Below are 13940 nucleotides of genomic sequence, written 5' to 3' on the forward strand. Positions count from 1 at the left end.
CAATGGTATAAATCTCTGCGGCTCTCCGATCATTTCTATAATTAAACCATTGATAATGGAAACTCTGTGTAACTCTGCGGTAAAAAAAAGTTATTTGGCAGGTGCTGGATTTTTAGTAAGAGTAAGAGGCACTTCACCTTCTGAATAAACGGCTTTTCCTACCAGCTTTGCATCTGCATCACCTTTTAATGACACCTTAATATCCTGACCTTCAAGAAATATTGAGAATGAAACAGTATCGTTTTCAACTTTAACATTCTTTCCGCTGAACTTATACTCACTGCCTGCAAATGACATTGTAGCAGTATGTTTATTTTCTGCCAGGCCAATAACAATTGTACCTGAAGTATATCCTTCAGGTGCATAAGGAGCATCAAATTTCCATGTGCCGACGGGATCTATTTTTTTTGTAGTCTGACCCGATGATACTGTTATTACTGCAAATAAAAACATTAATAAAATGGTAGCCTTTTTCATATAAAACGATTTAAGTTGTTAATAAACAATTTTAAGTTTTTAAATATACCCAAAAATTGTTTTCAATCAAATTTATTAACAACCGCCTGCTGCTTTCTTCTTCTTTGGTGCAGATTTTACTACCGGTTTTGCGGATGCAGTATTCTGATCCTGAGCAGACTGAACAACGCCTCCCCCTCCGAGAGCCTGTCCGGCACTTTTGCGAAAATCATATTTCGCAAACTCCTCATCTGAACTGGTGGATGCCGGTTTTTGCGGATTCATAATTGCATCGAACCAGTAATTAAGGCCGCCCTCAAGTACGAAGTTATTATTATAACCAAGCTGTCTGGTAATCATCCATGCTTCATTGGCAGTTAAAGTACCGTTTGAATAGAAGATATTCATTTTTACATCCTGATCAAGAATATCAGTATACTGGTCAGAAAGAAGGTCGGTTACAGGAATATTAATAGCCCCCGGCAGACTGTATTTCTCATACTCATCCTGACTTCTGACATCGATCAGTCTCAGTGAAGGATCTTTTTTAACTATCATATCTGCTACAGCATCTGGTGTAACATACTGTGTACGTGTATTCACTTCACTAAGAAGCTCTTCTGCAGTAAGTTTATATGGTTTTGTCGTGTTCTGAGGTACAGCTGCAATAATCAGACCCATCGGAATAACAAATAATGCAAGTAATGTACGTGGTTTCATGTATATAAATTTTAAGTTTTGTATTCTTATTGAGAATTTCGGATTTCGGATTTCGGATTTCGGATTTCGGATTTCGGAAAAACTTAATCTTAATTCCGCAATCCACAATCCGCAATCCGCAATTATTCTAGTACTCGGCTCTAGGGAATTTCTTTTCAGCCCATTCTGCAACCCAGAACATCCCCAGAGCAACAATTATTAAAAGGAATGCGAATACTCCGTCGGTGAGGCCAAGTGTCTCGCTGACTTTCGGTGAACCGAGGAATTTTGCCATATACATTCCGTCCCACAAGTCATATCCGATTCCGAAAATAAATACACCGATAAATAGTCCTCCGATAAATACGAGAGCGTCTATTTTGCCTATAGATGCTCCGCAGAAACTTGTTCCGGGGCAGTAACCTCCAATTATGAATCCTGCACCCATAATCATCCCACCCACAATTGCAGATGTAAGATATGTTGGGTTAACATAAACCAGATCCATATCTATCCATCCGAAGAGGCTGAAAAAGAGTAATCCAAGCATTGCAGTTATTGCAGCCGTAAAGAAAACCTTCAGTACAACTGTGTCATAACCGTAGAATACGCCTGCAAGTTTCCTGCTTGAGGAAAACCCGCTCTGTTCAAGAATAAATCCAAATCCGATTCCGATAATAAAAGCCAGGAAAAGATTGGTATTCTCTGATATTAATTCGTTGATTGCTAATGGTCCCATTATTTTATGTTGTTTAATTGTCTATAATAAATATATTGCTGGGTGCTGGGTGCTGGGGGGTTTTGCCCCGTGCTCTGCGCCCCTTGCCCTACGCCTTTTCATATCCAATTCTTCCTGAAGAAATATGCAAAAGCGTAAGCTGTTCCGAAGATTGCCATCATTGTAACAAATCCTCCGAGTGATAGTACTGCCATTCCGCTTAATGCAGATCCGCTTGTACAGCCTCTTCCAAGCTGAGAGCCAAATCCGAATAACACTCCGCCTCCAAGGGCAAGAAGAAGTCTTTTTCGGGAGGTGATTCCGGGAGAATGCTCAACCTTCAGTTTCAGTCTGCCGGCAAAGGCTCCGGAAAGAAATCCGCCTACAAGAACACCCATCATCTCAAAAACAAGCCATGTTTTCATAGGGTTTCCGGCATGAGACTCTCTGAATTCCTGAAGGAAACCAGATTTTTCTGCAGATGACGGAGAAACTGTTACCATTGCAGTTACAACAGTGCTTTTTATAGCGCCGCTGGCCCCCAGTCCGCGACCGGCAACAAAATTCGCTGCCAGAAGTACAATTCCGAGTAATACACCTCCCAGATATGGGTTGATATAACTTCTCACCTTACGTTCTTTCGATTTTGCCATAATATTTGCTTATTTCATTATTTTTTGCTGTAGAGACGCGATGCATCGCGTCTCTACTCCTATGTTATTATTGTTAGTACAGCCACCTGCTCACCTGTCCTGCATAGACTATAATAAATCGCAACATCAGACTTCCAAAGATCACCAGCACTGCAGGTATCACAACCGGGATATGAAATTTTCCAAGTTCCATTATCTCAAGCAATGCCGGGATAAGCATTCCAAGAATAACTACAAAGATCCAGAATGACATTGTGTACTGACCTCCCAGGAAAAGCTGTGCAGCCTCGATCTGTACCTGTGTGCTTGCCAGAAATCCCATGAACATATGAATAATAAGGAACAACTCTATTCCTATCAACACAAGGTCAATCCTGGCAAATTGTTTTCGTTCCTTGCTGTCTTTCGATAACACAAGTGTGGCTGCAGCACCAGCTGATAGTCCTGATGCCAGGAAAAGTGGTCCCAGAATTGAAGTATTCCACAATGGTCTTGCGTTAAATGCTGACAGCAGGATACCCGTATATATACCAAGTATAATAGCATAAATGAGCATCACCCATGCGAGAGCTTTTTTATATTTATTGAAAAATGCCTCAAGGTCATAAAGCCATTTGTATTTCCAGTCCCAGTTTGGGAAAATATCTTTAATATGCAGTGCGCACCATACAAACGATACCGGTGTAATTACCATTAGTGTCCATGCGCCCCATGACATTGGTGACTGCAATTTGATATTCGTATAAAGCTGCCAGAAAAACAGTTTATGGCGGAGATCAATAAATAGAGCCAGTAAACCAATAACGAGAAGAAATGGTGCAATAAAAGGAGTTATGCGTACAGCAGTTTTGTAATCGTTTTCCCTTCCCCGAATGAAATAGAGAGCAGCAATTGCCAGTATACCGGCTGCCATTCCTCCAAGGAAAAGATAAAGTGAGATCTGCCAGTGCCATATATGCAGATGAGGATCAATCATTTGATTCATCCTGCCGCTGACAATTAATTCTTCTTCCATAATATGCTGAATATTAATATTCTAAATCAGAAAATACAATTGAGGATCAGTTCCTGCTTCAGGAATAAGTGTCTTTGATTTTCTCTTCTTAAGTACTACAGATACCTCACTGTTGGGATCGTGAAGATCGCCGAAATAGAGGCATTTTGTAGGACAAACAGCAACACATGCCGGGGACAGACCATTTTTTATCCTGTGAATACAGAAAGTGCACTTATCAACATAACCATCAGGATGTGGATAACGTGCATCGTAGGGACAGGAAGCCATGCAGGCACCGCAGCCGATACATTCGTTGTGAGTTACTAATACAATTCCGCCATCAACAATATGACTGGCCCCGGTTGGGCAACATCTTACACATGGTGCGTTAACACACTGATTACATCTTTCAGACCTCAATTCCATTTCAAGCTGAGGATAGGTTCCGTTAGTTACCTCCACAATCCAGTCGCGGCAGAAACCTATAGGTACATTATTCTCTGTCTGACAAGCTACAACACAGTCGCTGCATCCAACGCATTTACGGGTATCTACTGCCATTGCATATCTCATGAGACTACCTCCTGTTCTGTTTTTTCAGTTACAAATGTTACAAAATTGGATCTCATTCCTGTTCCTCCCATAAGCGGATCTACAAGTACTTTTGTTATCATTTGGGTATCACTTACTCCTCGCCCAAAGCATCTTTGCATCTGTTTCTGGGCATGACCAAACCCATGAACTATATATACAGAATCCCAGCGGATCCGTTCGGTAACCCTTACTTTTACCTGAAAATCAGACATTACATTGTCCTGATTTTTTAACCATATATACTGATCTGTCTTTAAACCCCACTCTTTAGCGACTTTGGGATTAATCCAGACACTGTTTTCATCCATCAGGTCGGTAAGATTCGGGTTATTGGCTGTGCGGCTGAATGTATGCATAGGGGCACGTCCGTAAATAAGACGATAGTATCCATCAGCAGGTTCATCATGTGCAACATATCTGGGAAGCGGATCAAACCCGGCTCCTTCAAAATAGGCGGAGTACAATTCAATTTTGCCTGAATCGGTAAAAAATTCAACATCTTCATTTTCAGCAAAATAAAGATCATCTGCCTCTCTCTCGAATATCTTAACTCCGATTTTTTGCATCTCATCTAGTGAAGTCCCGGCTTTCTTCAACTGCCAGTCAAGAAGATCTTCCTGCTTTTCGAAAGGAAAATAACTAACAAGTCCGAGTTTTTTGGAAAGCTCCCTGGCAATCCAGTAATCTGATCTGGTGTCATTTAAAGGTTCTGTTGCGGGCATCCTGAGTGCCAGTGATGGTTTTCTGTGCGGCCCGGCCCTGAGTGCATCATATCTTTCAAGATAAGTACATTCAGGAAGAACCACATCGGCCCAGCCTGTTATCTCCATTGGCATTGTATCAATAGCAACTATGAGATCAAGGTTTTGGATTGCTTTCAGAGTGTTTGCCGTATTGGGTATAGTTGAGATAAGGTTTGTGCCGTTCACTATCCATCCTTTGATCTGATATTCAGGCTTGTTCTCGGGAATTGAAGCATCTATCAATGCGTTGGAAACAGGTAAACTTGCTATAGGATACTTTCCGGGAAATGCATCAAGCCATGTTTTGGCAGGTGCTTTAAACGCAGGAATCGGGTAAGAAGCAAGCTCAAATTTTGCCGGTCTGTAGAAACCACCCCTTCTGCCCCATGAGCCAAGCAAAGCATTAAGAATAGCAACTGCCCTTATTCTCTGGGTATCATCGCCATACCAGGTAACATGTCTTCCCGGATGAACGATCACAGCAGGCGATGCATCAGCCATTTCTTTGGCTGCCTTTCTTATCAATTCAGGATTTATTGTTGTTATGCCATAGGCCCATTCAGGCGTAAAATCTTTTACATGCTCCTTTAACTTATCAAATCCGGAACAATACTTCTCTACATATTTCTTATCGTAGAAATCATTATAGATAATCTCATGTATCCAGGAGAGAAGCAAAGCCATATCAGTTGATGGCTTTATTGGCAGCCAGAATTTAGATTTTGCTGCCGCTGTTGAAAACCGGGGATCAACTGTAATTATTGTTGCACCTTTATCAATAGCATCAGACATTTCCTGCACCTGTCCGTTATGCATATTCTCCCCTATGTGAGAACCAATGAGTACCAGACATTTAGTATCGCGGATATCAGTAATCTCAGGTGAATACACCTCTTCGCCAAAAGTAGCTGTAAATGCTTCATCCCTCGGTCCGCGGCACTGAGCATAAGATGGTTCAGCTATGTTTGCCGATCCGAATGCTTTTAATAAAGTACTTAAATAAGCCGAGCCCGATCCATGAGTAAAAAGAGCCATACTCTCCGGTCCGTATTTTGCTGAGACTTCCTTCATCTTAACCGATACCAGTTCAAGTGCTTCGTCCCATGATGCTTCGCGGAAAACCTGTTTTCCCCTCTCCTCAACTCTTATAAGAGGAGTCTTGAGACGGGATTCATCATAATACATCCCAACGCCGCCGGTACCTCTCGGACAAAAACGGCCATTGCAGTTCGGGTCTTCATCATTGCCAATTATTTTCCAGATCTTCCCCTCAGATGTTTTATAAACCCAACCTGCACACTTCCAGAAACATACTTCACAATAAGTAGGAGTACGTTTAAGATCTACCACAAGCTTCTTCACTTCTTCAGGAGAAGAGAGCGATTTGATAACTTTGTATGCTGCAGTTCCGGCTACAAGAACACCGGCACCCATGGCTGTAATTCTGATAAAATCTCTTCTGCTTGTCATTGATTAAGTATAATAACGTCACAAACTTATGAAAAAAAGAGCGACCTTCTATTCATATATTTAGATAAATAAATGTGTTGATATTTTAAGCCGGCAAAAACCTACTGTTAATTAATTAACAGTCTGATAAATATAGTTAATTTAGAATCTGTTTAAATTATATTACCAGCAATTTGAAGCCCAGTAAGTTTACCAATTTCTGACCCGGACAATATATTTTATGGGCAATTGGCCAGACTTTTGAAAGGCAGCGATCCTGTTCCTCCTTAATAATGACAGCAAGTTCATCCAGTTCTGGAGGATTTGCAGTGTATTCATATCTGTAATCCAGTTCTTTTAAGAGCTGAGTAAGATCATTGTATTTTCCGAGGTACCGGGCCAGACTTTCAAGGCTCTTTTCAAGACTCTTGACAGAAGGCACATTAAGTGGTCTGAAAAACCAGAGCTGATAGAGAAAATCCTTAGAACTCTTCCTCAGTTCGTGAATTTTAGATGGCTTATGATAATTACGACAGATAAGGTAGTCATTCACAACACGGTTATATGTTACCTCCAGTTCCTTCAGAAGCAGCTGTGCGTTGAGATTGGTAATAGGTTCAAACCGGAAATGATATCCTGTTTTTTTCAGAATTTCAAGAATAGTGTCAATTTTGATTTTTTCTTCATTTGTCACAAAGACAGCTTCCTCGGGCTTCTTAAGGAGAGTATTTATTTTTTCATTACCCCTTAGTTTTATGAATATATCCGGGTGTTTCTTTTTAAGCTCTTTAAGGGTCTTTCGGACTACTGCTGTATTTCTCCATGAACTCATGATCCTTCCTACTTCACGTAATGCCATCATCTCTCTGTCGGCAAATTCGCGATCTATCTGAGGCATCGTTACCCTCAATGCTGCTCTGGCTTTCTTCATCAGTACCCTTACATCATGAACAGCCTCTTCATCGGGATATTCCGATGACTTTAATATTGTCTCCGCTTCATTAATGTACCCTGTCAATGCAGGTTTAATATCTTTCAGCTTAATAAAATCAGATTCCATGATTCAATTATCACTATAACAATTAATTACTAAAGGTATTAAAATTACTAAAATTGTAACAATTAATTATTTTAAACATAACATTTAAAAAGCTAATTTTGCTGATATCGGAACTTAAAGCTTTAAAAATGGGTAAAATAACAAGGGGTCAGAGAATAGGTATACTAACAGCCGGCGGCGATTGTCCGGGAATAAACGCTGCAATACGCGGTGTTGGAAAAACAGCCATAGTGAAATACGGGATGAAGCTGGTTGGAATCAGCGACGGCTTTTCAGGTATGATTCATAAAGAATACCGCGATCTTACGGAGCACGATCTTTCAGGCATACTGACAGTTGGCGGAACAATACTGGGGACTTCAAGAGAGAAACCATTCAAGAGCAGCGGCAAAGGCAAGAATGAGATAAGCAAGCCTGTATTAATAAAGGAACATTACGAGCAGATGGGTCTCGACTGCCTGGTCTGTATCGGAGGCAACGGAACAATAAAGACGGCTAACCTCTTGTCGCAGGAAGGTTTAAACGTCATCGGAATTCCAAAAACAATTGATAATGATGTCTGGGGAACCGATCTTACCTTCGGATTCGATTCAGCTGTAAATATAGCTACAGAAGCAATAGACCGCCTTCACTCTACCGCTAACTCCCATAAGAGAATTATGATTATTGAGGTAATGGGACACAATGCCGGATGGATAGCTCTCTATTCAGGTATTGCAGGGGGCGGCGACGTAATACTTATTCCTGAAATAGAATATAAGGAAGAGAAGATTGCTGAGTATCTGCTCCATCGTGTTGAAGAGAATAAACCCTATTCAATCGTCGTCGTGGCAGAAGGTATAAAAAGCGCAATTAAAGATAGCTGTTCATCTGCGCAATCGCTGAGCAAAAGAATAAATGCTATTACAGGACTGGAAACCAGGGAGACAGTACTTGGTTATATTCAGAGAGGCGGAACACCCTCGCCAATGGACAGAGTGCTTGCAACAAGGTATGGCACGGCGGCTGCTGACCTGATTGCCGAACGTGATTTTGGAAAGATGGTAGCACTAAAAAATAACAGGATCGAATCAGTTCCTCTCTCTGAGGTATCCGGAAAATTAAAACTTGTTGCTCCAAACGATCCTATGGTAATCCAGGCTCAGAATATGGGAACAAGTTTCGGTATATGATTGTTTATCTGATATGAAGAAGTTGATTTTTGTACGGCACGGAAGAGCAGAAGATCCCTCTTCAGATTTTTCTGACTTTCAAAGATCGCTGACCCCAAAAGGAAAAAGCATTGCTAAACTGATGGCGAAGAAGCTCTCGGAAGAAGAAGATAATCCGGGAATTCTGGTAACAAGTACTGCTTTCAGAGCACTTGAAACAGCAATTATCTTCGGCGAAGTGCTGGGAATTAAACCTGAGAAGATAGTTCCTGATACAAACATCTATTATAAAATGAGTTTCAATTATCTTATGGATCTTCTTTCCAGGACAGAAAACGAGACTGATACTATTATCCTGTTTGGGCACAATCCCTCATTTTCAGAATTACCTGACAGTCTCAGCAAAGAAGGTTGCGATTTTATGCCAAAATGCGGTATCGCCGGAATCTCATTCAACATTAAAAATTGGTCAGAAATAAAGCTGGGTACCGGTAAACTGGAATATTTTCTTAAACCTGAAAAAGTATTATGAACAAAACATACATCCCCAAGGAGTTAAGCTGGCTTGCATTTAATGAACGTGTATTGCAGGAGGCTGAGAATAAAGATATTCCGCTTATAGAACGGTTTAAATTCATGGGTATTTATTCGAATAACCTCGATGAATACTTCAGGGTCAGAGTAGCCACGCTCAGGAGAATTTCAATGTTCGGCCCAAAATCAAAAAATATTTTAGGATATAATCCGAAGGCAACCCTGAAGAAAATACATGAAACAGTCCTTGCACAGAATACTAAATTTGAGAAGAACTATACAAAACTTCTGAAAGAACTTGAAAGTCATAAGATCTTTATTATCAATGAAAAACAGTTAAATCAGGAACAATCTGAATTTGTACAGAAATATTTTATAAAAGAAGTAAGAACACGGCTCATGCCTTATCTTATAGAGAAAGACTCTGCGCTGCCTAACCTTACTGATGATGCCATTTATCTGGCAGTTTACCTTGTAAAAAAGGAGACTCAGAAGAAAAGATATGCACTTCTAGAAATTCCTACTGACATACTTCCCCGTTTTATTGTACTTCCTGATAAGAGTGAAGAAAAATACATAATATTTCTCGACGATATAATCAGGTTTGGTCTTAAGGACATTTTCTTCATTTTTGATTTTGATGAGATCTCTGCATATACTATAAAACTCACAAAGGATGCTGAGCTTGAAATAACAGACGATATTTCTGAGAGCTATATTGATAAAATTTCCCGGAGTCTTGAACAACGCAAAAAAGGATCACCTGTTCGTTTCATTTACGACAGATGCCTCCCGCCCGATCTGCTCAAAATAATCACCCATAAACTGAATTTCGGTCCCGATGATGTTGTGATCCCCAGCAACAGGTATCACAACTTCAAGGACTTTATGAAATTCCCGAAACTGGGACATAAGAAGTTTTATTACGAGAACCTTATTCCTATACCGCACCGCGATCTGCAGCATGGAAAAAGTATTCTTTCTGCTGTAAAGAAGAAGGACATTATGCTCTTTTTCCCGTATCATCCTTTTGATCAGTTTATTGACCTTCTTAGAGAAGCATCTATCGACCCTAATGTTACCTCAATTCAGATTACTCTTTACCGACTTGCACGCAACTCAAGTGTAATAAATGCATTGCTTAATGCCGTAAGGAACGGTAAGAAGGTTACAACAGTTGTTGAACTTCAGGCCAGGTTCGATGAGGAGGCCAATATTCTCTGGGGAAACAAGCTTCTGGCAGAGGGTGTGAAAGTAATTTATGGGGTACCCGGACTAAAAGTACACTCAAAGTTATGTCTCATAACCAGGGTTAAGAATGATGTTACCGAGCGCTATGCAGCTGTGGGTACCGGAAACTTCAATGAGGATACTGCAAGGGTTTATACCGATCATCTTCTACTGACTGTGAATAAGAAAATCACAAATGAAGTTTATAAGGCCTTTAATTTCTTCAGTGTCAACTACAAAAAAGATAATTTCTACCATCTTGTGCTCTCTCCCTTTTTCCTGAGAAACAAAATAATTTCTCTTATTGAGAATGAGATTAAGAATGCAAAGGAAGGGAAGAAAGCATACATATACCTCAAGCTGAACAACTTAACTGACACAGAAATCATAACTTATCTGTATGAGGCAAGTAATGCCGGTGTAAAAATAAGACTGATTATCAGGGGGATGCTGTCGCTGGTACCAGGCATCAAGAAAACAAGTGAGAACATAAAAGCTATTGGTATAGTTGACAGGTTCCTGGAACACTCCCGATTTCTCATTTTTGCAAATGGAGGGGTAGAACAGATTTACATCTCTTCTGCTGACCTGATGCCAAGAAACCTTGACCACAGGATTGAAGTCACATGCCCGGTTTTCGATAAGAATATAAGGGCTGAAATCAGGGAGATCTTTAACATTCAGTGGAGTGATAATGTAAAAGCCAGGATCTTCAACGAAACTCAGTCAAACGAATTTGTAAAGTCCGGGAAGGAAAAGATTCAGTCGCAATTAGAGGTCTATAATTACATTAAAAGAACTAACGAGAAAACACCGGAAAAGTAGAAGGCAAAATGTCGTGCTTTGTCAGCCATAGCTTCAGCGAAGGCTGACGGTCTTGCACTCGTAAGGCCCTGAAGTCTGACTATAATTAAAATAAAGACATATGAATTATATTGTATTGATAACAGGGACAGTTTTTATTATTTTATTTTCATGGTTCTTGTCAATTAAATATAAGAGGTACCATGGGATTGCGCGTTTTTTTGCCTTTGAAAGCGTTTTTATCCTTTTTATGCTTAACTACGGAGTATGGTTTGTAAACCCACTGTCGTTAAATCAGATAATCTCATGGATTTTGCTGACAATTTCTTTATATGCTGTTACAACAGGGTACCTTTTGCTCAAAAGAAAAGGAAAGCCTACAATTAATTTTGAAAATACTTCCCTGCTCGTTACATCAGGTATTTACGGGTTCATAAGGCACCCGTTATATCTGTCGGTATTTCTGCTGGGTACCGGTGTAATGATAAAAAATCCTGAACCTGTTCAACTAATCCTGGGAGCAGTCAACCTCGTTGCAGTATATATAACTGCTAAGATTGAGGAAAATGAAATGATTGCAAAATTTGGCGACGAATACCGGCAGTATATGAAAGACACAAAGATGTTTATTCCCTATATTATATGAATGACTCATCTTTTGATGTGGCATAACGGCGTTAAGGCGTAACGCCATTTTTTCAACTTCCGTTAAACAAACTCACTTTTTGATTGTTTTACATCCATAATTAAACTACATGATTATGGACAGAAGAGATGTAATTCAAAGAGTTCTATTAGGTGGTGCAGCATTAATAGTAATCCCGTCGGCGTTTACAAGTTGCGAGAAAAAAACTGAACCGGATCCCGAGCCAACACCTGGTCCCGGACCTTCAGGCAGTAAAATAACAATAGACCTGTCGCTGGCAGATTATTCTGTTTTAAATACTGCTGGGGGATCTAAAATAGTTCAGACATTGCTTATTGTTAATACAGGTACAACTTATGTAGCATTATCGAGTGTCTGCACACATGAAGGTTGTACAGTTGGTTATGTTTCAACGGCAGGAAATATACAATGCCCATGTCATGGTTCAATGTTTACAACAACAGGAAGTGTTTCAGCCGGACCTGCAACAACGCCACTCACTTCTTATCCTGTAAATAAATCCGGAAATATTCTTACAATACAATTATAAATCAAAAAGGGTTGTTTCATAAGTGAAATGAAACAACCCTTTTAAATAAGCATTTATATTTTATTTAACTGACAACCAGGCCGTTACCTTTTCTGAAGATGGTTTGTCCTTAGAATAGAGAACATCAACCAGTTTCCCGTTTTCATCGATAAGGTACTTCTGGAAATTCCATTTTACTTCCGAATCCATAACCCCGTTCTTCTCTTTTGATGTAAGCCACTTATAGAGAGGGTGCATGTCATCTCCCTTTACTGAGATCTTTTCCATCATCGGAAAAGTAACACCGTAATTTTCGGTGCAGAATTTACGTATATCTGAAGCCGTACCCGGCTCCTGATTCATAAAATTATTTGCCGGAAATCCGATAATAACCATATCGCTGCCATACTTTTCATACATCTCCTCGAGGTCTTTATACTGAGGTGTATAACCGCATTTTGAGGCAGTATTTACAACCATTACCTTCTTTCCTTTAAGAGTACTGAAGTCAAAATCGGCACCCTCAAGGGTTTTAACTTTAAAATCATAGAAACCAGACGATTGCGAGAACCCTGCCATCGTAAAGACGGATAATAAAAATAGTAAGCTTAGTTTATTTGTTTTCATAATGATTAATTTACTTTTACAAAATTAAACAATCAATGTAAGTATATGTTCAGAAAATTCTGGAAAACACTCAAGATATTTATAATAATTGCTGTTATCATAATCATATTTCCACGTTCGATACTTCCGCATAAATCGGTTGAGGAACAACAGGATAATATGGAATTTTACGTGTCTGAAAATGAAAAGGAAGGCAGATTAATTGAATTTAAAGATGATAACGAAGCTCTCAGACTGAAACTGGCTCAGCTAGAGATCATTAACAGGAGCAGAAAAAAATTCAATGCTCAGTCAGTAAAGTTGGATATTCTTGCGTCGAGGGTAGCTAACAAGATGTGCAGGGAAGCTGCTGAGAATGAATTTGTCGGTCACTGGAACATGGCTGGTGAAAAGCCATATCACAGGTATGCTTTTGCTGGAGGGCATGACCATGTTTCTGAAAACGCATTTGGCGAATGGTCTTCAGCTTATTACGAAATTACCTCTGAAAAAATCGGGGAACTGATGAGAACTGGTCATGGTTCATTTATGTCGGAAAGAGCACCAAATGACGGACATAAGAAGACAGTAATAGCGAAAGAACATAATTTTGTTGGCATCGGTTACCACCTTTCAGGGAAACAGTTCAGGTACTATGAAGAATTCATTGACAGGTATTTTGAATTTGAAAATATCCCTGAGGCAGCAGAAAGGAATGCATCCACTGATATCACAGTAAAAACTGATGGCAAGAGTTTTCTGTACTTTCTTGTTATTTACCGCGACAAGTTTCCACAGAAGCTTACGCCATCGCAGATTAATAGAAAAGGAAGCTATTCTGACTTTAGTGAAGAAGAATATCAGACGATTACAGCATGGGAACTTTCACAATACAGAAGCGGAAACACTTATAAAATACCATTGAAATTTTCAAAAGAAGGGCTCTATTATATTCAGATCTTTTCTGACAAGAAGGAATTAACTAAGCCTGCTTCTATAACTACAAGGGGGAAGACACCCTACAGTGGCATAGTAATAAGAGTAAATTAAGAGGAACTGCTTGGGATAACC

The 13940-nt window shown here is 39.8% G+C and carries 15 protein-coding genes; 6 read left to right on the forward strand and 9 right to left on the reverse strand.

The window, feature by feature from the left end; translation table 11 throughout:
- Positions 1-90: 90 nt before the first annotated feature.
- The 8 genes from IPJ16_12955 to IPJ16_12990 form a co-directional block, all read right to left on the reverse strand.
- Positions 91-477: a hypothetical protein gene (locus IPJ16_12955; protein ID MBK7628080.1), complete on the reverse strand. Its 387-nt coding sequence runs from the start codon at positions 475-477 to the stop codon at positions 91-93.
- A gap of 75 nt (positions 478-552) precedes the next feature.
- A complete protein-coding gene (locus IPJ16_12960) occupies positions 553-1176 on the reverse strand; it encodes a rhodanese-like domain-containing protein (protein ID MBK7628081.1) in 624 nt (207 codons plus the stop codon).
- 127 nt (positions 1177-1303) lie between these two features.
- Positions 1304-1894: a YeeE/YedE family protein gene (locus IPJ16_12965; GenBank protein MBK7628082.1), complete on the reverse strand. Its 591-nt coding sequence runs from the start codon at positions 1892-1894 to the stop codon at positions 1304-1306.
- Positions 1895-1992: 98 nt separating this feature from the next.
- Positions 1993-2526 (reverse strand): YeeE/YedE family protein, encoded by a 534-nt coding sequence (locus IPJ16_12970; protein MBK7628083.1) that lies wholly within the window; start codon positions 2524-2526, stop codon positions 1993-1995.
- Between the two features lie 73 nt (positions 2527-2599).
- Entirely contained in the window at positions 2600-3541 is a 942-nt protein-coding gene (gene nrfD, locus IPJ16_12975) for a polysulfide reductase NrfD (GenBank protein ID MBK7628084.1), read from the reverse strand.
- A 21-nt stretch (positions 3542-3562) separates the two neighbouring features.
- Positions 3563-4096 carry a 4Fe-4S dicluster domain-containing protein gene (locus IPJ16_12980; GenBank protein ID MBK7628085.1) on the reverse strand — a complete coding sequence of 178 codons (534 nt, stop codon included), beginning with the start codon at positions 4094-4096 and terminating at the stop codon, positions 3563-3565.
- Positions 4093-6330, reverse strand: a complete 2238-nt coding sequence (locus IPJ16_12985; protein MBK7628086.1) for a molybdopterin-dependent oxidoreductase — start codon at positions 6328-6330, stop codon at positions 4093-4095. The genes IPJ16_12980 and IPJ16_12985 overlap by 4 nt, the downstream gene beginning before the upstream one ends.
- 157 nt (positions 6331-6487) lie before the next feature.
- Complete coding sequence (locus IPJ16_12990; GenBank protein MBK7628087.1) at positions 6488-7369, reverse strand: CHAD domain-containing protein; 882 nt, start codon at positions 7367-7369, stop codon at positions 6488-6490.
- Positions 7370-7497: 128 nt separating this feature from the next.
- Between IPJ16_12990 and IPJ16_12995 the strand changes: the two genes are divergently transcribed.
- From IPJ16_12995 to IPJ16_13015, 5 genes are all read left to right on the forward strand, one after another.
- A complete protein-coding gene (locus IPJ16_12995; protein ID MBK7628088.1) occupies positions 7498-8541 on the forward strand; it encodes a 6-phosphofructokinase in 1044 nt (347 codons plus the stop codon).
- A gap of 13 nt (positions 8542-8554) precedes the next feature.
- A complete protein-coding gene (locus IPJ16_13000) occupies positions 8555-9052 on the forward strand; it encodes a histidine phosphatase family protein (protein ID MBK7628089.1) in 498 nt (165 codons plus the stop codon).
- Entirely contained in the window at positions 9049-11109 is a 2061-nt protein-coding gene (gene ppk1, locus IPJ16_13005; protein MBK7628090.1) for a polyphosphate kinase 1, read from the forward strand. Before IPJ16_13000 ends, ppk1 begins: the two co-directional genes overlap by 4 nt.
- A 100-nt stretch (positions 11110-11209) precedes the next feature.
- On the forward strand, positions 11210-11734 hold the full coding sequence (locus IPJ16_13010; GenBank protein MBK7628091.1) for an isoprenylcysteine carboxylmethyltransferase family protein: 525 nt from the start codon (positions 11210-11212) through the stop codon (positions 11732-11734).
- A 115-nt stretch (positions 11735-11849) separates the two neighbouring features.
- Positions 11850-12284, forward strand: a complete 435-nt coding sequence (locus IPJ16_13015) for a Rieske (2Fe-2S) protein (protein ID MBK7628092.1) — start codon at positions 11850-11852, stop codon at positions 12282-12284.
- Positions 12285-12344: 60 nt separating this feature from the next.
- Here the strand turns inward: IPJ16_13015 and IPJ16_13020 are convergent, their stop codons facing one another.
- Complete coding sequence (locus tag IPJ16_13020) at positions 12345-12890, reverse strand: glutathione peroxidase (GenBank protein MBK7628093.1); 546 nt, start codon at positions 12888-12890, stop codon at positions 12345-12347.
- A gap of 45 nt (positions 12891-12935) precedes the next feature.
- Between IPJ16_13020 and IPJ16_13025 the strand changes: the two genes are divergently transcribed.
- Complete coding sequence (locus IPJ16_13025) at positions 12936-13919, forward strand: hypothetical protein (GenBank protein ID MBK7628094.1); 984 nt, start codon at positions 12936-12938, stop codon at positions 13917-13919.
- The last annotated feature ends 21 nt before the right edge of the window (positions 13920-13940 follow it).

Source organism: Bacteroidales bacterium (assembly GCA_016709865.1).
Lineage (GTDB): Bacteria > Bacteroidota > Bacteroidia > Bacteroidales > VadinHA17 > LD21.

What these genes read in the sequence shown, in the direction of transcription:
- IPJ16_12955 (MBK7628080.1), bottom strand. Translation starts at nt 477, where the DNA reads ATGAAAAAGGCTACCATTTTATTAATGTTTTTATTTGCAGTAATAACA.
- IPJ16_12960 (MBK7628081.1), bottom strand. Translation starts at nt 1,176, where the DNA reads ATGAAACCACGTACATTACTTGCATTATTTGTTATTCCGATGGGTCTG.
- IPJ16_12965 (MBK7628082.1), bottom strand. Translation starts at nt 1,894, where the DNA reads ATGGGACCATTAGCAATCAACGAATTAATATCAGAGAATACCAATCTT.
- IPJ16_12970 (MBK7628083.1), bottom strand. Translation starts at nt 2,526, where the DNA reads ATGGCAAAATCGAAAGAACGTAAGGTGAGAAGTTATATCAACCCATAT.
- nrfD (MBK7628084.1), bottom strand. Translation starts at nt 3,541, where the DNA reads ATGGAAGAAGAATTAATTGTCAGCGGCAGGATGAATCAAATGATTGAT.
- IPJ16_12980 (MBK7628085.1), bottom strand. Translation starts at nt 4,096, where the DNA reads ATGAGATATGCAATGGCAGTAGATACCCGTAAATGCGTTGGATGCAGC.
- IPJ16_12985 (MBK7628086.1), bottom strand. Translation starts at nt 6,330, where the DNA reads ATGACAAGCAGAAGAGATTTTATCAGAATTACAGCCATGGGTGCCGGT.
- IPJ16_12990 (MBK7628087.1), bottom strand. Translation starts at nt 7,369, where the DNA reads ATGGAATCTGATTTTATTAAGCTGAAAGATATTAAACCTGCATTGACA.
- IPJ16_12995 (MBK7628088.1), top strand. Translation starts at nt 7,498, where the DNA reads ATGGGTAAAATAACAAGGGGTCAGAGAATAGGTATACTAACAGCCGGC.
- IPJ16_13000 (MBK7628089.1), top strand. Translation starts at nt 8,555, where the DNA reads ATGAAGAAGTTGATTTTTGTACGGCACGGAAGAGCAGAAGATCCCTCT.
- ppk1 (MBK7628090.1), top strand. Translation starts at nt 9,049, where the DNA reads ATGAACAAAACATACATCCCCAAGGAGTTAAGCTGGCTTGCATTTAAT.
- IPJ16_13010 (MBK7628091.1), top strand. Translation starts at nt 11,210, where the DNA reads ATGAATTATATTGTATTGATAACAGGGACAGTTTTTATTATTTTATTT.
- IPJ16_13015 (MBK7628092.1), top strand. Translation starts at nt 11,850, where the DNA reads ATGGACAGAAGAGATGTAATTCAAAGAGTTCTATTAGGTGGTGCAGCA.
- IPJ16_13020 (MBK7628093.1), bottom strand. Translation starts at nt 12,890, where the DNA reads ATGAAAACAAATAAACTAAGCTTACTATTTTTATTATCCGTCTTTACG.
- IPJ16_13025 (MBK7628094.1), top strand. Translation starts at nt 12,936, where the DNA reads ATGTTCAGAAAATTCTGGAAAACACTCAAGATATTTATAATAATTGCT.